Source organism: Salipaludibacillus agaradhaerens, from assembly GCF_002019735.1.
GTDB classification, from domain to species: Bacteria; Bacillota; Bacilli; order Bacillales; family Salisediminibacteriaceae; genus Salipaludibacillus; species Salipaludibacillus agaradhaerens.
The window spans coordinates 1,328,942-1,348,617 of record NZ_KV917378.1 but is presented as its reverse complement, the minus strand read 5'-3'; the positions used below and the strand labels follow the sequence as shown (position 1 = coordinate 1,348,617).

General features: G+C 36.2%; 16 protein-coding genes and 1 riboswitch. Of the genes, 13 read left to right on the top strand and 3 right to left on the bottom strand.

What is annotated here, in order from left to right:
* Window positions 1–4 precede the first annotated feature (4 nt).
* The 4 genes from BK581_RS06545 to BK581_RS06530 all read left to right on the top strand — a co-directional run bounded on the left by BK581_RS06545 (window position 5) and on the right by BK581_RS06530 (window position 2,861).
* Complete coding sequence (locus tag BK581_RS06545) at window positions 5–541, top strand: methylated-DNA--[protein]-cysteine S-methyltransferase (RefSeq protein ID WP_078577423.1); 537 nt, start codon at window positions 5–7, stop codon at window positions 539–541.
* Window positions 542–716: 175 nt separating this feature from the next.
* Entirely contained in the window at window positions 717–1,631 is a 915-nt protein-coding gene (locus BK581_RS06540; RefSeq protein WP_078577422.1) for an amidase domain-containing protein, read from the top strand.
* A gap of 155 nt (window positions 1,632–1,786) precedes the next feature.
* Window positions 1,787–2,311: a hypothetical protein gene (locus BK581_RS06535; RefSeq protein ID WP_078577421.1), complete on the top strand. Its 525-nt coding sequence runs from the start codon at window positions 1,787–1,789 to the stop codon at window positions 2,309–2,311.
* Between the two features lie 76 nt (window positions 2,312–2,387).
* The gene (locus tag BK581_RS06530; RefSeq protein ID WP_078577420.1) at window positions 2,388–2,861 is read left to right on the top strand and encodes a tRNA (cytidine(34)-2'-O)-methyltransferase; all 474 of its coding nucleotides are present in this window, start codon (window positions 2,388–2,390) and stop codon (window positions 2,859–2,861) included.
* Between the two features lie 301 nt (window positions 2,862–3,162).
* Here BK581_RS06530 and BK581_RS06525 read toward each other — a convergent pair whose 3' ends face one another.
* Entirely contained in the window at window positions 3,163–4,650 is a 1,488-nt protein-coding gene (locus tag BK581_RS06525) for a phospholipase D family protein (protein ID WP_078577419.1), read from the bottom strand.
* A gap of 543 nt (window positions 4,651–5,193) precedes the next feature.
* Here BK581_RS06525 and BK581_RS06520 point away from each other — a divergent pair.
* The 3 genes from BK581_RS06520 to BK581_RS06510 all read left to right on the top strand — a co-directional run bounded on the left by BK581_RS06520 (window position 5,194) and on the right by BK581_RS06510 (window position 7,707).
* Entirely contained in the window at window positions 5,194–5,499 is a 306-nt protein-coding gene (locus tag BK581_RS06520; protein WP_078577418.1) for an antibiotic biosynthesis monooxygenase family protein, read from the top strand.
* A 336-nt stretch (window positions 5,500–5,835) separates the two neighbouring features.
* Entirely contained in the window at window positions 5,836–6,393 is a 558-nt protein-coding gene (locus BK581_RS06515; protein WP_078577417.1) for a DUF5366 family protein, read from the top strand.
* Between the two features lie 942 nt (window positions 6,394–7,335).
* Window positions 7,336–7,707: an iron chaperone gene (locus tag BK581_RS06510; protein ID WP_078577416.1), complete on the top strand. Its 372-nt coding sequence runs from the start codon at window positions 7,336–7,338 to the stop codon at window positions 7,705–7,707.
* Window positions 7,708–7,931: 224 nt separating this feature from the next.
* Here BK581_RS06510 and BK581_RS06505 read toward each other — a convergent pair whose 3' ends face one another.
* On the bottom strand, window positions 7,932–9,800 hold the full coding sequence (locus BK581_RS06505) for a transglycosylase domain-containing protein (protein WP_078579877.1): 1,869 nt from the start codon (window positions 9,798–9,800) through the stop codon (window positions 7,932–7,934).
* Between the two features lie 439 nt (window positions 9,801–10,239).
* On the opposite strand from BK581_RS06505, the gene BK581_RS06500 reads away from it, so the two are divergent.
* The 5 genes from BK581_RS06500 (at window position 10,240) to BK581_RS06480 (ending at window position 17,557) form a co-directional block, all read left to right on the top strand.
* Window positions 10,240–11,376, top strand: a complete 1,137-nt coding sequence (locus BK581_RS06500) for a hypothetical protein (RefSeq protein ID WP_078577415.1) — start codon at window positions 10,240–10,242, stop codon at window positions 11,374–11,376.
* Window positions 11,377–11,642: 266 nt separating this feature from the next.
* Window positions 11,643–13,538 carry a PrkA family serine protein kinase gene (locus BK581_RS06495; protein ID WP_078577414.1) on the top strand — a complete coding sequence of 632 codons (1,896 nt, stop codon included), beginning with the start codon at window positions 11,643–11,645 and terminating at the stop codon, window positions 13,536–13,538.
* Between the two features lie 169 nt (window positions 13,539–13,707).
* Complete coding sequence (gene lepB, locus BK581_RS06490; RefSeq protein ID WP_322788422.1) at window positions 13,708–14,301, top strand: signal peptidase I; 594 nt, start codon at window positions 13,708–13,710, stop codon at window positions 14,299–14,301.
* A gap of 200 nt (window positions 14,302–14,501) precedes the next feature.
* Window positions 14,502–15,668 (top strand): sporulation protein YhbH, encoded by a 1,167-nt coding sequence (gene yhbH, locus BK581_RS06485; protein ID WP_078577413.1) that lies wholly within the window; start codon window positions 14,502–14,504, stop codon window positions 15,666–15,668.
* Window positions 15,669–17,317: 1,649 nt separating this feature from the next.
* Window positions 17,318–17,406, top strand: a riboswitch (cyclic di-GMP riboswitch).
* A gap of 28 nt (window positions 17,407–17,434) precedes the next feature.
* Window positions 17,435–17,557, top strand: coding sequence for an anti-repressor SinI family protein (locus BK581_RS06480; RefSeq protein WP_078577412.1), 123 nt, complete (start codon window positions 17,435–17,437; stop codon window positions 17,555–17,557).
* A 527-nt stretch (window positions 17,558–18,084) separates the two neighbouring features.
* On the opposite strand, the gene BK581_RS06475 is transcribed toward BK581_RS06480, so the two are convergent.
* Window positions 18,085–18,330 carry a hypothetical protein gene (locus BK581_RS06475; protein ID WP_078577411.1) on the bottom strand — a complete coding sequence of 82 codons (246 nt, stop codon included), beginning with the start codon at window positions 18,328–18,330 and terminating at the stop codon, window positions 18,085–18,087.
* 369 nt (window positions 18,331–18,699) lie between these two features.
* Between BK581_RS06475 and BK581_RS06470 the strand changes: the two genes are divergently transcribed.
* The gene (locus tag BK581_RS06470) at window positions 18,700–19,014 is read left to right on the top strand and encodes a YbjQ family protein (protein WP_078577410.1); all 315 of its coding nucleotides are present in this window, start codon (window positions 18,700–18,702) and stop codon (window positions 19,012–19,014) included.
* Window positions 19,015–19,676 lie beyond the last annotated feature (662 nt).

Genomic DNA, 19,676 nt, shown 5'->3' with positions numbered 1-19,676 from the left:
TGGTATGACCTTGCGTCCATTAATTGCTACTAGTGAGATATCAACCCCTATCGGACCAATCAGTCTAGCTACATCTGAAAAAGGTGTCTGCTTTGTAGAGTTTGGCTCATTACAAACGACACGCCCCATTTTCATAACAAAGCTAAAACGACATCATATTGTGGCAGAGGTTAGAGAAGACAGAGGCACACTTATAGAAGCCGCAGAAAAGCAAATTTCTGATTATTTTACAGGTGTCAGAAAAGGATTCGACTTACCGTTGGACCCCTTTGGGACAGCATTTCAGAAGCTTGTGTGGCACGAAGTAGAGAAAATTCCATACGGCTCAACTGCCTCCTATAAACAAATTGCGATTAACATAGGCGCTCCAAGAGCCGTTAGAGCAATTGGGGGGGCAAATAATAAAAATCCCATACCGATTATTATACCGTGTCATAGAGTCATTGGTTCTAACGGGGCAATGGTTGGCTATGGTGGAGGATTAGATAAAAAAGAAGCTTTACTAAAACATGAAGGCGCATTAAAAACACTAACATCTTAGTGTAAAACCTCTCACCTTTTCAAGGTGAGAGGTTTTGTGATGTTTTACGCCTTTTTACAAAGGAACGTTCCCCCATTATTGTTGGAGCTGAGACATCTGTGTAACAGTATAAATTAGGCATGAATCCTTTTTAGTGATGAATAGAATAGAAGAACTGACGAAATGAGGGGATCTTATGAAGCATGAGCTAAACAGTTTGCAAAGTTATTGGGAGACTTGCTGTCGTCTTTATGTTTCAGGAGATAAGCAAGGCTACCCTTTTATAAGGGAGGAAGATAATGAGGCGGCAAAAAGAAAGGTATTGAAGATGGCAGAGAGAGAAGCTATCATTGTCAAAAATAACGTTGACGGCTATTTAATTCAACAACACGTATTAAATGATAGGCGAGTGATTGATTATTTTTTTACAATTGAACAATTCATCATTCATAAGGACATATCATATTTAGAAACGCAACGACAATTTAGAAGAGCTGTCTTTGAGGAAGAACAGTTAATTGATGACTATATTTTAGCAGCTGACGGACATGAAACGGTTAGTAAAGAAGAACTGTATAGAGCGAGAAGAAAAATGCCACGTCAAACAATTCATTCAGAAAAAAATCGCTTTTCCTACGATAGACTAGAAGCAGTGAAATATGCTGAACGCTGGTGGAACGATTACAATCCGGCTTACAAACAGTTTGATAATGACTGTACGAATTATGTATCTCAATGTTTGAGAGCAGGGGGAGCGCCGATGAGAGGCGCTCCTAATCGGAAGGAAGGCTGGTGGTATGGCGATTCGAAGTGGAGTTTTAGCTGGGCTGTTGCACATTCTTTACGTTGGTATTTAAGTGGATCGGAAAAAGGACTTAAAGCGGAAGAAGTTTCCTCAGCACAGCAGTTAATGAAGGGAGATATTATTTGTTATGACTTTACCGGTGACGGCAGTTGGCAACACACAACAGTGGTTGTTGAAAAGGATGCAGATCAGATGCCTCTAGTTAATGCTCATACTACAAACAGTCGTATGCGTTATTGGGGATATGAAGATTCTACAGCTTGGACGCCAAATATCCAATATAAATTTTTTCATATTACTGGGTAATAAGCTTTTTTGATAAATAATCCTTCAATTGGCACTAACATCCAACTTCTTGTTGTGGTATAGTAGATATTGGGATTTGAGAATTCTGCGTTATTTTTATGTATTATTCCGTATTATAACATGTATAAGTTTAAGAAAAGTTGCGGTGGATGCCTATGACAATAAGTGGATTATTAAAATATGTAATGATAGTTGTACTAGTCGTTTTATTAGCTTCCTGTACTCAAACGGATTCAACTCTAACGCAGGCAAAACAAGAACTACCGTTTCCTGTTTTATATCCTGAAGAAGTACCAGAAGGTTGGGCTGTTGATGAGACGATATATGAAGATCGTCTTCTCGTCATCATCTTTAATAATAACCAAGAGGGACAAATAGAACTCGTGCAGGATCAAAATATTCAAGGGCTTGATGTTGATGAATTGAGAAACCATGTACTGTCAAATGTGCCTGTAGGAAATGAATTTCTTGTAAATCATGAAGTAGTAGAAGTGGGGGAGTATGTAGGGGAATTAGCCTATTTTACTGATCCTATTTCAACGCTTCAATATACATTTGTACAAAAAAATGAACTGTTTACTGAAAACATAGGGCCTATTCCTTATTATCAAGTGATTGGAAAAGGTGTCTCCTCAGACGAGTTAAAAGAATTTATTCATACTTTAGAAGCTTCGACTTAATAGTGAAGCTTCTTTTCTTTCCTAGAAAGACATGATAAGATAATCTAGATATTGATAACATACAGAGGTGAAACTGGTGGGATTGCACGTCGTTTTACATGAACCGGAGATTCCGGCGAATACAGGGAATATTGCAAGAACTTGCGCAGGTACAAACACAGCTCTTCATTTAATTCATCCACTAGGTTTTTCTACAGATGATAGAATGCTAAAAAGAGCAGGCTGTGACTACTGGCCAAATGTACAGGTAAACCATTACAATGAGATAAATGAATTACTGGAAAAATACCCACAGGCTGAATTTTTCTATATCGAAACGATAGGAGAAAAATATTATCATGAATTTGATTACAGTGACGTAGGTAAGGATTATTTTTTTGTATTTGGAAAGGAAACGAAAGGACTACCTAAAGAGATAACGGAGGCAAACAGAGCGCGATGTTTTCGCATTCCTCAAACTGATAAAATAAGGTCGTTAAACTTATCCAATACGGCAGCAATTGTTGTTTACGAAGCGTTACGACAGCAAATGTTTCCTGTGCTAGATTAAAACATATGGTGAAGCGGAACAACAAATTAATATAAGTTTTGTCTAAAAAAGCAGCCCTTCTTAGTTAGAAGAGGCTGCTTTCGTTTAGCGTTTATGGGGATTGGAATCATACCCGGCTGTGAAAATCGCGATAAGAAATGTTAAGCAAACGCCTAAGATTAGAAGAAGTGCCAATTGATACGCCCCCTTAAATGATATCTATACTCAATATATCATGATTTTAATTTGAATGAAAGATTCGGTTCTCCTGTATGATTTATTCCCTCACCATTCAATGAGGTATTTTCGAAAAATGTTAGGATTAAAAGGAGGACAGGCCACTCCATTCTTGAAAAAGATACATCCATTTTTTAATACGAGATTCGTCAGCTAATGTGTCATAGTCTACGGTATAAAGACCATCTTCATTCCCCCATAATCGGTCAAAATAATGGGAGACATCCAGCATAAAGTCAGAATTAGGTGATCCTGTCACTTTAATATTCGTCTCAAGGTTGATATCATCTATATTTCTCTTCGTCAAATTTGCGGAACCACCAATCATTACTGCTTCATCTTGTTTTTCAATATAAACAAATTTAGCATGGTATTGTTCGCCGACAGTATGGTACCAGCGAATGTTAATGTGACCGCCAGATTCTTCAATAAGCTCATGGGCAACTGGGCGATTAGGAACACCGTTTTTCTCATGACCAAAGGCGTCCTTATTAGCATCGAGAATAAGATTTATCGTGACGCCTCGTTCTGATGCTTTTAACAAATGAGAGATTATATCACGATCAGATAGATAAAACATACCTATGTTTACAATGTCTCCTTTAGAAGCCTTTTCTAATTCTAGTAATATGTGTTCCTTTATTTTGCCCTCTGTGAGCAGTTGAAGTTCATAGCGATCTTCCCCAAGATCAACCTCTCCATCAAGTGTTTCAGCACGCATTCCGTCAAAAATAGTAGGGTCAACTCCAGACATAACGGCGACTGCTTTTTCTGTGGCGATTAGGTCGTTTATAATATCTCCCTGTACTGTGAAAGCAATGTTCGAATGGTTGGCACTGGCATCATGAGCATTGGCAGAAGATATGATACCTTCTTTTTCTGTTATCATTATTTTGCGATGATTGGCTTTAAAATTAATTAGTTCTAAGTATGAACGGAGTGTCACATCTGGTGAATCAGGGCTAAATGCGTTGGGAAGCCAGCCCCCGTTCTCAGAATGACCGAACCACTGAAAAGTAGAACGCCATATACCGGAAAATGTAGGGTTCGAATCTCTTAATTCAGTTAAATCTGTTAAAATCACAGTTATTCCGGCCTTTTCCATCTCTTTAATATGATCAGGTGTATAAGAACCATAAAACGTATTTATAGGATCCGTAATAACGATAATAGTGGTTTCGGGAGACTCCTGTAATTTTTGAATAAGAGCGTCAGCCAATGATGAGGAAAGAGGTGGATATAGTTCGTCATCTCGTGGATAATCATCATTAAATAAAAACATATCAACGATAATAAACTCCTCAGCGTCACTAATCATATCATGCATGGTATTAAAGATGACGTGCTCCTGTTGTTCTATTCCTTCTTCAGTTCGATAGGTTAAATCATATAAAAAATCAATGTGATTTGTTTCATATACAGTGCCTTCAATAGAGATGTTGTCAGGGAGAGGCTTTACATAACCATAAATTGCAAAACCTATCGTTAGTGTTATATAAAGTATGATAGAGGTAAAAGCTATTTTTTTAAACAAACGGTGTCTAGGCTTTGTCTTGACTGTAACATGTGGCATTAATAAATCCTCCAACGTATAATAAATAAAGTGACCTACCAATTTCTGATTCGATGAATGAATGTCTCGATTAAATTTTTAACACGAAAAAGTGACCAATGATAAATAAACGATATCACATGTGTTTTTTAAAAGGACTATAGAGAAAGACCGTGACTATCGGAGAATCTCAACCAAGTCTGAAGATCCTCATGTTGCGAACGGGTTTCTTATAGCTGGAAGCAAGCCCTCGGGAAATCGTCCCTCTGTAGCGTGGAACCACTGTAAGAATGATTTTTATCAAAGATAACTGTCCTTAAAATTCCCTGATAATAATAGAGATGAAAGCTAAACCTATTTAGCGAGAAAAGAGCGAAAACGCCACTTTTTGAAGGGGGCGTTTTTATAGGTATGTTTTGTATGGTGTAATTGTTTCAGAGAATTTATCTTACAACAACCTCCCTGAAAATAACAGAGAGAATATAACTAGCTAGGAGGATTAAATCTTTTTGAAAATGAGGTCTATTGTCGTATAATAAAGAAGGTATAAAGGAGGTAGAAGTGATGTATGTGGTGATGAATGAGCTATATGTCCCAGTTGAGGGAAGAGAGAATGTAGCGAAACGTTTTGCAGAAAGCTCTGAAAAAATGAAACATGTTCCTGGCTGCCTTGATTTTATGTTTTTAAACCCAGAAGATAACAGTCATTATCAAATTGTCTTAACAAAATGGGATTCGAAATTAGACTACGAGAACTGGATTAATAGTGATGCATTTAAGCGAGCTCATAAAAAAAGGCGTGAAAACCTCGATAAAAGCCCTACATCAGGTAACAAAATTTATGCTTATGAAGCTGTCCATTACTTATAAAATGAACCCCTTCAATCAGTGGGAGTTTTCGTTCTATCCCCACTGATTGATCGTTGTGTGAATCAGCATATTAACGCCCATTATCTCCCCCTCTATAGAGTATCTCTGCTCTCTATTTTGATGTGGGCGTTTTCTGGACGGTTATCTGTGATAAAAAATCACGAAACCGGATGAAAAATTCCGGTTTCGTAGTTATATTAATTAGCTACCTAGAATAAACGGGAAGTTTAACCGAAAAACTAAATAGATACTATATTTAAAACAAGTCTGACTCCTTTTTTAATGAGCTTCAAGAAAGGTGCAGTCTATAAAATTGAGTTAATCAGGAGATTACAGATGAAAAACGCTTATTTAACAAGCCATTTTCCGCTTATATCTATTATTTTATTTAGTTTAGCGGGTTCGATATATTTAGAAAGAATGACCATTTATTATTTACAATCTATTGGTTTATATAGTGGGATGATTGAATTTTTCTCTGAACAAGGCATTCATTTAACACTATTATTTGTTATGTGGTTATTTTTCTTTATGTTTTTTGCAGCACTCAAGCTCATTGCCAATACAGTCAATGAGTTATCTTTACTCTTTTTTTCTAAGGATGAGGTAGGTACTGACTTAACCAATATTCGAAGAGGGTCATGGATTTTTCTCATAGGAAGTATCGGATCGGTTATTGCTTCCTTTGATTTGTATGTATTATTAGGGACGTTTTTACTTTCATGTTTTGTCTATTTTATTTATTTTATTTATAAGGTAAGTGTTTCTCTATCAGCTCCTGCATTGATTGCCCTGATTTTCTTTCACATATTTTTTTGGTTTGCGTTTGTAATGGCTGTAGGCTATGCCATTATAAAATTGTATAATAGTTTAATCGCTAGCTTGCCCGTCTAAATAGACCGGTAACTTGATACGTAAAAAGTATATCTGTGTTATTTGATGTCATGAAGCTGAGCAAGTTTGGCTAACTATTGAAATTATCTCTTTGTGGTCACAAAGAGGGGTTATTATAAATCGTAGTATCAATGAGGTAAATAATATGATCCCTTAAAGATAGACAGAGAACGATCAACATCTGTTTTACTTTGGGGGATTTTTTAAAGGGTGAAACAATCGGATTTAGGGTCAGCAATTCTCTCGTTCTGCCTTATATTTAGGATCTAAATGTCTGTGTCTACAAAAGGAGGTTCTTTGGATTGAGTATTTTATTGCCTTTTTATATGAAATTTACATAAATGAATGAATAATACAATGTCACGCTCAATATAACGAATGATATTGGGGATTAATAACAAAATGTTCGTCGTTAGAAACTATGAAGTGGAACGAAAGGTGGCGACGCCTGTGAGAAGAAGAAAAGTCTGAAAATTCATTCTGAGTAATCTCTGCAGAGGTAGAATGAGCTGAAGACGAGCGCAACGGAAAGCGTGTATCTGTAGTGGAAATGAGTCATAACGTTCCGAATTAACGATACAACCGATCCTATATTATTTCTATAGTTCTTTCTCTTTTTTCTCCTACGAACTGCTTGAGTACTAAGTGACTTAACAAGTATTTTCTTCGTCTGAGACATCCCCGTTTTATGACAGTTAACCGTCCGTAAACCTCCTCGCAGAAAATAAAGACGACAGGTAAATCTAGTTAAACGGGAGCTGACGGATGCAAATGTCCTGATTGAAGGGGCGTGTTATATTGAATCGCCATTTCTTTTTAAAAAATTTGCCCTCAATAGTTAGTCTACCTTAGTTATATTAGATTGAAACGTGAATAGCGGTTAGCGTTATGCCGAATAGTTAAGAGTAGTATAATGAGTCAAAACTTATGTGGAGGGATAATATGGAGATTTTTGCAGATTATTTAGCGACGATTGATAATCCGCAACATCGGAGTCGAATGGAGGAAGTTTTAACTTGGGTAATGAACACATACCCAAACTTAACACCGAAAATTGCGTGGAACCAGCCTATGTTTACAGATCATGGCACATTTATTATTGGTTTTAGCGTAGCAAAACGTCATATGGCGGTTGCCCCTGAGAAGGCAGGGATTAATCATTTTGCAGATGACATTGTTCAAGCTGGTTACGACCATACGAAGGAGTTGGTTCGTATTATGTGGGATAGACCCGTGGACTTCTCTTTACTAAAGAAAATGATAGCATTTAATATTAATGATAAAGCCGAATGTTCAACTTTTTGGAGAAAATAGAAAAACGATTATCCTTAGAAGTTTGCCTTATGCATTTTTAGATATTTTGTTTTACGTGTCAGCAAGTTCCCTTAGTATAGATCCGGCTATTTCTGAAGTGATTGACTACAAAACGACTAAGCGGTTCCAGCTCAATTGAGAGACTGAAACCGCTTTGGTGATTTTAAGAATATCGTTACCTCGTGATAAGCAAAATAAACATTGTTTACATATAGTGGTGTTTGTTAATGAATGCCTGCCATAATGTCCCGCCAAAGCTGGGTGTGTATATGATTTTGGCTTTGCTGATAAAGGGATGATGGATTATCATTTCCGATCCATAACCCAGTCGTATAGCGGTTGGACGATCCTACAAACCATAAGTCATAATAATCATTCGTTGTACCTGTCTTTCCACCTAAATAACCAGATGTGGAAAAGCGTGCTCGGCGGCCGGTGCCTTCGGTTATCACTTTACCTAGCATCTTGCGCATTTCATTAACGGTATCGTTTGTCCACACCTCTGTTTCTTTCCTTGGCCACTCGTATAGCAATTCCCCATCCATATCATAAACACCACGAATCGCTTTGGGTGATGTATAAATGCCATTAGTAGCAAAAATTGTATAAGCTTGTGTGAGTTCATGGACACTTACGCCTTCAGAAAGTCCACCGAGGGCAGCAGGTAGTACATGGTCATTAGAGGTGATTTTTTGAAAATCGAAATGATCTAGGTAATTAAAGGAAGCTTCAATACCGACCATATCCAGTATTCTAACTGCGGCAGTATTATAAGAATTTTTAAGAGCTTCTTCAAGTGTTACTTTCCCATAGACAGCCCCACCAAAATTTTGTGGTTCATACTGCCCACGTTGAATTGGTCCCGCATCAATGAGCGAACTGCTAGACATTTTCGTTGTGTCAATTAAAGGTGCGTAAACAAGTAATGGTTTAATGGCGGATCCAGGTTGGCGATAGGCTTGATAGCCTCTATGGAAGTTAAATTTTTCATAGGAAGTTCCACCAGTCATTGCGACAATTTCGCTAGCTTCATGGTCAATAACCGATACGGCCCCTTGAATATCAGTAGAAGATAACCGATTATTGATAGTTTTAACAGCATGCGATTGCACGTTTGGGTCAAGAGCAGTATCAACTGTGATGCCACTTGCTAACAAATGCTGTACCCGTTCTTGGAGTTTCATTTCGATGTCCTGCCTTGCTTCATCATTGTTTGCTGATTTCAGCTGTTGCATGTAGCCTTCTTCTTTTGCAATAAGCTGCTCTAGCTCATAGTAAACATAGGTAATATAGTCAGGATACTCATCGCTTTTTTCAAAATTAGAAAGAGAGATCTTCTTATCAAGTGCCTCTTCATAGTCATCATTGCTAATATAGTCTTGTTCCTTCATTTTTGCTAAAATCCATTCTTTTCTCTCGTGGGTCGCATCACTGTTAGTTAATGGGTTGTAATGCGCTGGATTATTAGGAACAGAACTTAAGAAAGCTATTTCTGCTAAGGTTAGTTCATGAGCGGTCTTATTAAAATAATAATGGCTTGCTGCTTCAATACCATAAACCCCGTTAGAGAAGTAGACGGTATTTAAATAGAGCTCGAGAATCTCCTCTTTTTCCATAACTTGTTCAATGTGATAGGAATATAGTAACTCAGAGATTTTCCGTTCATAGCTTTGATCATGTGTTAAATATAAATTGCGTGCTAGCTGCTGGGTAATTGTGCTGCCACCCTGTTCAATGGATTGATGTTGTATGTTAACAATAAATGCTCTGGCAATACCAGTCATATCGAAGCCCGGGTGATCAAAGAAAGATTGATCTTCGGCTGCTAAAAACGCATGTTTGAACATATCAGGAATCTCGTTATACGGAAGATAAATCCGATTTTCTGCTGAAAAAATGTCTGATATAGTGTTTCCATCCCGGTCAAGTATGAGGCTGTTAGAGTGCAATGTTATTTGCTCTAGTTCTACAGCGTCATCCAAAACAGTTTGAAGTGATTGTGCTGATGACATTTCCTTAGTCGTTTCCATGAAAAATAACGTAAAAATCCCTATAAATAAGATGATGAATAGATTTCCAGCCATCATACGCATAACTGTCACAACACTCTCTTAGATAATATGATTACTTCCCTATATTACTCTAAAATAAAGGACAGAGGAAGACTTTTTTCTTATGGTATATTCAGTCATAAGGCCTATTTTATATTTGTTGATGGCATTTTCAGTAGTGTTATCACGTATAGAATCTTCATTAAAAAAGAGTGCATCATTTACGAGAGACTAATGATCTAGTTAAATATCCTTATCTTGATATTTAAGCTTCTTTTCAGTTAACAAATTGAATCTAGTATGGTTTAATCTTAAAAGTTCATCTCTTTTATCATCCATTAATCTCCCGCCTCAAAATAGAGAAAAAGAGGCGAGAGATAACTGATGCTAATGTCTCGATTCACTCAACTACCTCGGTGGGAGAAATATAAAAACTCCTATCGATTGAACGTTCATTTTATAAAATAAGGGAGTTAAATGTATGGCAGAACAAAAGACAGACATCGTGAAGAAAAGGAATGCCACCCTAAACTTTGCAATTATCATGGCAGTTCTATTTGTGATTGTAGGTATTCCTGCTTTAATCGCTCATCAATTAGGAATAGGATGGGCTAAGTATCCGCTATTTGCTATTTACATAGGGTTGTTTGTAGCTTTCTATAAATGGATGAAAATAGATCGCACATATGAAGAAGTGATGACGCATAGGATAGATTTAAAAAAACGTGTGCTAGTGCGGATCTTCATTCAAGAAGGTGTGGAGGATGTTATCAAAGAGATTACTATTCCATTTCAAGCTATTAGTAGCGTTGTATTAGCACCATCTGAAAAATGGGTGGATATTGGTCGGGCAGGATTAACGATTAAACGATACCATTATGAACCTATCATTCTTATTGTGTATGAAGAAGAAGGGGAAAAGTACTTTTTCGGTATTACTTGTAAAACAAACTCGGAAACTAACGAATGGCTAGATAATCTTCAAAAAGCCAACTTACCATTAACGATTACGGATGAATGTGTAGAAGGACTTATTGGAATTCCCCATCCTGAAGAAGCTATTGAACATGATTTTGCGAGAGTCCCATTACAATTTAATGGTGATATTAGCACTTATTTTAACAGAAAAAAAGGTTATTATTATCCCTATTATCCTGTTTATAAAAAAGGGGAAACTATTACTTTAGAGGAAAATACTATTCGCACATTTAAATGGAAAGTAAGGCATGTGTTTATAGCCACAAGTTTAGCACTTATAATGGTTGTTCTCCTTGCTGAAGCAGGCTTAATGACTGCAAATGGCGCTTTTGTCGGAATAATCCTTTTTGGAAGCAGTCATCTTTTATATAGCTATTCATTTAAACATTTCACAAAGAGACATTGGTTCGGTATTGTGTCATTGTTAACGTTAAACTATTTAACAGTATCTAGTATTTCTAAGTTAGGGAAGATAAATCAATTAGATATTCAGGTTTTTAGTAGTTACTTCTTATTCTTTCTACCTTTACTGTTTGTATCTTACAAAATAAGGAAAAGCAAACCTGCTAAGCATCATTATCAGATTCAACATATCAAAAGACGTTTGAGATACAAGGGATCTTTAGCAAAATCAACATAAATTCATATTTAGGATTGATTAATGTGACTAACTGGCAAATGGAGATACTTGAATTTAACATGGGGCGTCATAACAAATAGTAACTGTGTCTTTACCTTCGTCAGTTGCAGACTTAATAGAGATATTTTAACTGGGAGGTAGCAGCTCTTACGGCACTTCCTGTTAAGCAACTTCTCACACTTTTGAACATCCTTTTCTAGGTCATTGCATAAGATGAATCATGGTCTTAGAAAATGGGATCTAGTGGTGTTGAGAGGAGGTTGCGAATGAAAATTATAGACAAAATACAACGTCACCGTGAGGAAGAGGAGAGATTGAAGTGGGAAGGCACTTTCGCACAATATTTGGATATTTTGCGTGAAAGGCCAGAAGTTGCACAGACAGCCCACTCCCGCATCTACAATATGATAAAAGATGCAGGTGTCGTAGAAGAGGGTGAAAAAAAGAGGTATTTGTTTTTTGAAGACCAAATTTTTGGTCTTGAAGAGGCTATTGAGCGTCTCGTTGAAGAATATTTTCATTCGGCAGCGAAGCGGCTTGATGTGAAAAAACGTATACTGTTATTAATGGGGCCGGTAAGTGGTGGGAAATCAACGCTTGTGACACTACTAAAAAGAGGGTTGGAAAAATATACACGGACAGATCGAGGCGCTGTCTATGCCATTAAAGACTGTCCTATGCATGAAGATCCGTTACACTTAATCCCTCATCATATGAGAGGCGATTTTTTCAAAGAATTTGGTATACGAATTGAAGGTAACCTCTCACCGCTTAATATGATGAGATTAGAAAAAGATTATGGAGGACGCATCGAGGACGTCATGGTTGAACGGATCTTTTTATCTGAAGATCGACGTGTTGGTGTAGGAACATTTAGCCCTTCTGACCCCAAATCTCAAGATATTGCGGACTTAACGGGAAGTATTGACTTCTCTACAATTGCAGAATTTGGATCCGAATCTGATCCGAGAGCTTACAGATTTGATGGCGAATTAAATAAAGCCAATCGAGGATTAATGGAGTTTCAAGAAATGTTAAAATGTGACGAGAAATTTCTCTGGCATTTACTTTCACTGACCCAAGAGGGAAATTTTAAAGCGGGAAGATTTGCCCTTATTTCTGCCGATGAAATGATTGTTGCTCATACGAATGAAGCGGAGTACAAATCATTTATTTCGAATAAAAAAAATGAAGCCCTTCACTCACGGATAATTGTCATGCCAATCCCATACAACTTAAAAGTAAGTGAAGAAGAACGAATATACAAAAAGATGATCTTAGAATCTGATATTGCAGATGTCCACATTGCCCCTCATGCACTAAAAATAGCAGCCATCTTTACGATTCTCACTCGGTTAAAGGAATCTGAAAAAGGCCATGTAGATGTGCTGAAAAAAATGAAACTCTATGATGGGCAAAATGTAGAAGGCTTTAACACACAAGATGTGATTGAGTTGAAGAAGGAATTCGCTGATGAAGGAATGGATGGCATTGATCCACGTTATGTGATCAACCGTATTTCTTCTGCAATTATTCGTAAAGAACTTACATCCATAAATGCCCTTGATGTTCTTCGTTCTATTAAAGATGGCTTAAGTCAACATGCGTCTATCTCACAAGAAGATAAAGAAAAGTATTTAAACTATATTTCTCTTGCAAGAAAAGAGTATGATGAGATGGCAAAAAAAGAAGTACAAAAGGCATTTGTTTATTCCTACGAAGAATCAGCTAAAACATTGATGGATAATTATCTTGATAATGTGGAGGCCTACTGTAATAAAAATAAACTAAGGGACCCATTAACAGGTGAAGAGATGAGTCCTGATGAAAAATTAATGCGTTCAATTGAAGAACAAATTGGGATTTCTGAAAACGCTAAAAAGGCATTTCGGGAGGAAATATTAATTCGAATTTCAGCCTATGCAAGGAAAGGAAAGAAATTCGATTATCAGTCTCATGACCGATTGCGTGAAGCTATACAAAAGAAACTATTTGCCGATTTAAAAGATGTCGTTAAAATAACGACGTCAACTAAGACACCAGATGAAAATCAACTGAAGAAAATTAATGAAGTTATTGCGAGATTAATTGATGAATATGGCTATAATAGTACATCTGCGAACGACTTACTAAAATACGTAGGTAGCCTTTTAAACAGGTAAGTGTGGGCACGGTTATAATCGCCCCTCCTCCGGCACATAACCGTATGTTACAACTTGTTAACAACTAAAATTCTATCTTTATAAAAGTTTAAAACATTATGAATCAGGCAATAATTTAATTAAACAGGACGTTGCTTGTGACTGTGAAAATTGAATGTGGAGGAGAAAAATGAATATGGAAAGTAATACGCCTGAGGCCACGTTCCCAGAAAAGCCAACATGGAAAACGGCTTTATGGTCATTAACCAAACTGTTGACCGTTGTAGTGATCATTGGCGTCATCATCCGCGGTTTTTTATTTACTAATTACATTGTTTATGGCCAATCAATGATGCCAACAATCAATGATGGGGAACGTATTATTGTAAACAAACTTGATTACGAGTTAGTTACGCCATCACGTTTTGATCTAATCATTTTCCATGCTACTGAAGAATCTGACTATATTAAACGAATTATTGGCCTCCCTGGAGATACGGTTGAGTATAAAAATGATATCCTTTATATTAATGGAAAAGTCCAGGAAGAAACATTTCTAGATGATTTTAAAGAAACTCATGAAAATGGCTTGTTTACTGATGATTTTACCTTGGAACAAGTGACAGGTGAAAGCGAAATACCTGAAGGCTATGTATTTGTGTTAGGTGATAATCGTCAAAATAGTGTTGATAGTCGCCATATTGGTCTCGTCCCCATTAAAGAAATTGTAGGAAAAGCCAATATTACTTTTTGGCCTTTAACGAATATAAGACTACTTTCTTAATATAAGCATCTAGACTTTGAGCCTGTGTTATCATCGCAGGTTCAAAGTCTTTTTAATGTGTTGAATGTTAAAGAAGGGTTCAATATATAATGAGAGCAATATGATTGTAAAGAATTTGTGTCAACTCGCTGTCCATACTGCATAGTATAAAATAAACATCATGCACATATGTATGATGTAAAACTAAGGAGGGGAAGCGGATGACAAACTCTTCAACTAGAAATTACGTTGTCTCTCAAGAAAATTGGTCCCTCCATCGAAAAGGCTACCAAGACCAGCAACGGCATCAGGAGAAGGTACAAGATGCCTTACAGAAAAATTTACCTGACCTAGTAAGTGAAGAGAGTATTGTGATGTCTAATGGTCGAGACGTCATTAAAGTTCCTATTCGTTCATTGGACGAATATAAAATTAAATATAACTATGATAAAAACAAACATGTTGGTCAAGGAAAGGGTAAAAGCAAAATTGGGGATGTAATTGCTCGAGATGGTAGTGATGCAAAGCGATCTGGAAAAGGAGAAGGAGCAGGGGATAAACCAGGAAAAGATTATTTCGAAGCAGAAGTCTCTATTACAGAATTGGAAACTTTACTTTTTCGCGAATTAGAGCTACCTCATTTACAGGCAAAAGAAGATGATGACGTAATAGTAGAGGATATCGAATTCAACGACATTCGAAAAAAAGGTCTCATGGGAAACGTAGATAAACGGCGGACAATATTGCAAGCATTAAAGCGAAACGCCATGCATGGTAAACCACATGTTGCTCCTATTTATAATGATGATTTACGGTTTAAAACCTGGAATGACGTAGTGAAACCGGAATCTAAAGCCGTTGTTTTAGCGATGATGGACACCTCGGGAAGTATGGGGCGATTTGAGAAGTATATCGCTAGAAGCTTTTTCTTTTGGATGACAAGGTTCTTAAGAACAAAATATGAAACTGTGGACATCGTATTTATTGCCCATCATACAGAAGCTAAGAGAGTAACGGAGGATGACTTTTTTATGAAAGGTGAAAGTGGTGGTACCATTTGTTCATCAGCCTATAAAAAAGCACTTGATATTATTGCTACCGACTATCCGCCATCACGCTACAACATTTACCCTTTCCATTTCTCAGACGGAGACAACCTGACCTCTGATAACCATCGCTGTCTAAAATATGTTCAGGAACTCATGGAAATAGCTAATATGTTTGGCTATGGTGAGGTGAATCAATACAATCGACCGTCAACTTTAATGAACGCTTATAAGAAGATAGATGATAATCGGTTCAAGCATTATATTCTGCGTGACAAAAAAGATGTGTATGAAGCATTGAAATTGTTCTTTAAAAAAGGAGAAGAGGCAGTCGCCTATTAATAATAAAGCTATTGAATCAGTTTCTGTTTTACTTGAACATGGCCGTTTTTTCAAGGAAAGAAGGCGCACATAACAGCAGACTTCAACGGCTTTAACATTTATTTCTACGTTAAAGTCGTTAGAGGTATGTTGAATAGCTCATTTTTAAAATATAATTCTGGGTTATTAGGATAATCCGTCATGGAGCCTACATTAATAAACCTATCTCTGTAAATGTTTTGATTAAGCATAAAATATGGCGGTGTATTATTTTAACTTTAAATATTTTCTATCGAAAGTATATCCATTCCTCAAAAATGAATAAGCAAAAAGGCCGTTCAATCATTAAAAGGTGATATTAGAAACCAAGCCAACTGATCAGTATGAGATAACTTACATATAAAATAAAGTTTACAATTAGGGGGACAATTCAAGTAGGTATGTGGACGTAAAACTAGAGGGTGAAGCTTAGTGAAATAACTAGATGTATATGATTAACGTTTTAAAAAGTTAAATATGGGTTTAGTCATTATGGATCAGCATTATTAAGGGTCACATGATCAGTTTTTAATCTAGTGTGTTTAATTCAAATATTTCATTAGAACTAGGGGAATTCTCTCGGTAAACAGACCAAGTTTTGTATTTCTCTTACGATAGCTGTAGGTCTTTATTTACTATATAACTGTGACTATGGTAGAGAAAACATAAAGTGACTGTTTTGAAAGCAGAATTAGAAGAACGTATTGACGATTGATTCCCATAAAAATACATTAAGGTTAGGGAATTTAGGTATAATGATTCAATACACGTATACCACTTAGAAGAGAAAATATAGTTGAAGGTAAATGACTCGTTCGTTTTGTAAGAGAGAAATAAACAATTTTAAGGTCTTTTTCCATCTTACGTTCTTATTTCTGAGTAATTATAGATATAAAGTCATAGACAAGATACTTCTAGAAGTAGGAGAATATTAAATATCATTCTTCTTTTTTGCTTTTGGTAAAAGATTAGACCGTTCTTATAGCCATTTAAGTGTTATTCTAATCGTCGGACCATATATAAAGTTGTGAAAAATCGGGTCATATTGACTAAATGTAAATGACAGAAAGGTGGGCTTGACTACTTAGAGAGTTGCTAATTTTAAATATGTTTCTAAATTATTTCCTTATTTAAGTAGAATGTGTCATTAAATAATACCAATTTTATAGTCCTTTCAAATTGAAAGGGGAAATAGTTTTGAAAAAATTCACAATAGATTTAACCTCTAATAAAGATGAAAAGGGGAAAAAGACTGTCATATTAACTAAATGACAATTTTCTTGTTTTTTCCTGTATTTGTTTTTCAACAGGAAGTAGACCTAATAGACTAAATATAAAGAACTGTTTCAGTGTGATTAACCCTTTAATAAGCTTATACAAGTCGTTTATCACAGGGAGTAAATAGGGAATTATAGATAATTTTGATAATTTAAGTATTTGTACTCATTTACATATTTGAGGAAAAATATTATGATTTAGCTACTACATTCGTAATATAGAACATAACGGGGGTGTATTAATAGAAAGGGATGTCAATATAACTAAAGAAATTTGTCGGTTATGTCGAATTTACTAGCTATCGTTCGTTATAAGGAATTTAATACACATACTACTATTTATATCATCTACTCATTCAGAAAAGGCAACCCTATCGAAAGGTCGGGACGCAAAACTGTGAATCTAAGGAATTATTATATTCTATGATTGCACAGTCGCCTCAATGGAGTGACATAAGGGAGGCTTACCTCATGCTCACTATTAAAAGAGAAGAACAACATGACCAAGAATGGGTGGCACTGATTCAGGCTGCGAAAGAACTAGGGCTGACACCAGAAGAAGTGCGATCCTTTTTGAAGGAAAAGCAAAAATAGCAACATTAAAGATACGGGCATAGAAGCTACTTTAATGTTTTTTGTAATAATACATTGCTTTAAATGTCTTCTCGTTGAGATAGGTTCAGCAAACAAATAGGGAGAGTTCAACGTAAACGTTGAAACACCAGTGTGTTAAAGTCAGATATGGCTTGTAAAGGCTGGTTTTATAAAATGATAAAGTAAACGTTTTCGTTTTGGAAGTGTTCGTGTGGTGAAATTTAATAAAAATAGTGTAGCAACCTTCTAATAGATTTGGGACGTAGAGGAATTGCTGCTAATACTGGTCATATTTATAAAACTTTTTAAACTCGCCGAGAAGGCGAGTTTTTTCTGTAAAGAGACTCCTCTATATTGAATACATTTACTGACCATTCAAAAAAGCCATTGTCAGAACTTCACGTGCACTGTTTAACAGTGAGCGAAGTCAGCCAATGGCTTTATATAAAAGGTTAAGAAATATGACATTAAACATATGCACTAACCCGATTATATCCACGTACTAGTTGAGTGAGGTTGAACGACATTTAAACAGAGCGTTTCTTATCCAGCATTTTAGCAATAATTGAAATTGAGCGGTAAATACTGAATAAAATAATAATAGATGTAAGCGATCCAACCATATATCCAGCGGTAAAGTTACGTGGTGCAATCCATTCTTCCTGCCGTCCTACAATAATGCCTATAATAACTGATAGCGCTAGAATAGCGACAATAATGCCTGTTTCAATTCGGTCATTTTGAGACATTTCTTTTAGTTTTGCTGCAATCATACTTGTCCCCTCCGTCTAATCTTTCATTGATATAATTATATAGTCAAAATGATCACTGTGCAATTTAAATATAAACAAAAGAGTTTTAAGAATAAAAGTAAAGGTTTTGTATTATTTACTGCTAAGGACGAATATCAGGTTTTATCTCCATATAGCCTTCAATGTGAAAGAGAGCCTATTAAATGAAGAAATAAAGAAACAACTAAAAGCTACTTTGGAAGAGGAAATCTTGAAAAACGTTGACGGGAAGACGGTTATAATGATTAATTGCTTATTATAATTAAAACAGTCACATGACGGAACTTTTTAAATCCTTTTCCGTAAATACTTTAAGGAAAAGAATAATGAATGAGTGAAGGAGAGAGAGCAATGATCATGGTTAATACAGAAACAGTAGCAGGCAGAACGATTGTTCAAGCACTTGGCATTGTATCAGGAAATACAGTACAGGCGAAACACGTAGGGAAGGACATTGTTGGGGGATTACGTGGACTTGTGGGAGGTAAAATGAAGGAATATGAAGAAATGTTTAATGAAGCACGGGAAATTGCAGAAAAAGAAATGCTCTCTAAAGCAGACTCACTTGGAGCAGATGCGATTGTAAATGTGAGATATTCCTCATCTTCAATCATGTCAGGAACGTCAGAAGTTCTTGTCTATGGAACAGCAGTCAAGCTTGAGTAAGATTGGGATTGTATAGTTCTTTAATCGGATAGATAAGAGGTAGGCGACTTTTACCAAGGCGTGTGCATATGGATGTCATCCAACCTTTTATCTTTGACTATAACGCTTCTACTTGAATGAATTTCATAATGCAATGTCACGCTCAATATAACGAGTAATAGTGGGGAAAATAACAAATTATTCGTCGTTAGAAACGAAGAGTTGGAACGAAAGATAGCGACTCTTGTGCGAAGAAGCGACGTCTGAAAATCCACTCTGACTGTGCTTTGCAAAGGCAAAATGAGGTGCAGGAGAGCCCACGGAAAGCGTCCATCTGTAGTGGAATGAGTCATAACGTTCCGAAATAGATACAACTATGATTTATGAAATCGATTCACTTATAGTTGGTTTTTTCGTAAGCTGTCAAGTGGAAGCAATGTGAAAAAACAGCAATATTATTGGCAGGATTTGTGCTTATTATAATATTGACCGTGTTGATCGTTGGTATTTTATTGCTTTTAGAATCGCCATTAATGATAGCCAATCGTCTATTTTAAAATGAAATAGTTATTAATTAATGATTTAAAGCTGTCTGACTTTGAGAAGAGAGGCAGCTTTAAAAGTGTTTATTTTGCGACAGATACAAAGGAGATGCATATAAGCATGATGATTAAAGAGATAGC

Excerpts from the sequence above, each read along its gene's own strand:
- BK581_RS06545 (WP_078577423.1), top strand. The coding sequence starts at position 5 with ATGACCTTGCGTCCATTAATTGCTACTAGTGAGATATCAACCCCTATC.
- BK581_RS06540 (WP_078577422.1), top strand. The coding sequence starts at position 717 with ATGAAGCATGAGCTAAACAGTTTGCAAAGTTATTGGGAGACTTGCTGT.
- BK581_RS06535 (WP_078577421.1), top strand. The coding sequence starts at position 1,787 with ATGACAATAAGTGGATTATTAAAATATGTAATGATAGTTGTACTAGTC.
- BK581_RS06525 (WP_078577419.1), bottom strand. The coding sequence starts at position 4,650 with ATGCCACATGTTACAGTCAAGACAAAGCCTAGACACCGTTTGTTTAAA.
- BK581_RS06520 (WP_078577418.1), top strand. The coding sequence starts at position 5,194 with ATGTATGTGGTGATGAATGAGCTATATGTCCCAGTTGAGGGAAGAGAG.
- BK581_RS06515 (WP_078577417.1), top strand. The coding sequence starts at position 5,836 with ATGAAAAACGCTTATTTAACAAGCCATTTTCCGCTTATATCTATTATT.
- BK581_RS06510 (WP_078577416.1), top strand. The coding sequence starts at position 7,336 with ATGGAGATTTTTGCAGATTATTTAGCGACGATTGATAATCCGCAACAT.
- BK581_RS06505 (WP_078579877.1), bottom strand. The coding sequence starts at position 9,800 with ATGCGTATGATGGCTGGAAATCTATTCATCATCTTATTTATAGGGATT.
- BK581_RS06500 (WP_078577415.1), top strand. The coding sequence starts at position 10,240 with ATGGCAGAACAAAAGACAGACATCGTGAAGAAAAGGAATGCCACCCTA.
- BK581_RS06495 (WP_078577414.1), top strand. The coding sequence starts at position 11,643 with ATGAAAATTATAGACAAAATACAACGTCACCGTGAGGAAGAGGAGAGA.
- lepB (WP_322788422.1), top strand. The coding sequence starts at position 13,708 with ATGAATATGGAAAGTAATACGCCTGAGGCCACGTTCCCAGAAAAGCCA.
- yhbH (WP_078577413.1), top strand. The coding sequence starts at position 14,502 with ATGACAAACTCTTCAACTAGAAATTACGTTGTCTCTCAAGAAAATTGG.
- BK581_RS06480 (WP_078577412.1), top strand. The coding sequence starts at position 17,435 with ATGCTCACTATTAAAAGAGAAGAACAACATGACCAAGAATGGGTGGCA.
- BK581_RS06475 (WP_078577411.1), bottom strand. The coding sequence starts at position 18,330 with ATGATTGCAGCAAAACTAAAAGAAATGTCTCAAAATGACCGAATTGAA.
- BK581_RS06470 (WP_078577410.1), top strand. The coding sequence starts at position 18,700 with ATGATCATGGTTAATACAGAAACAGTAGCAGGCAGAACGATTGTTCAA.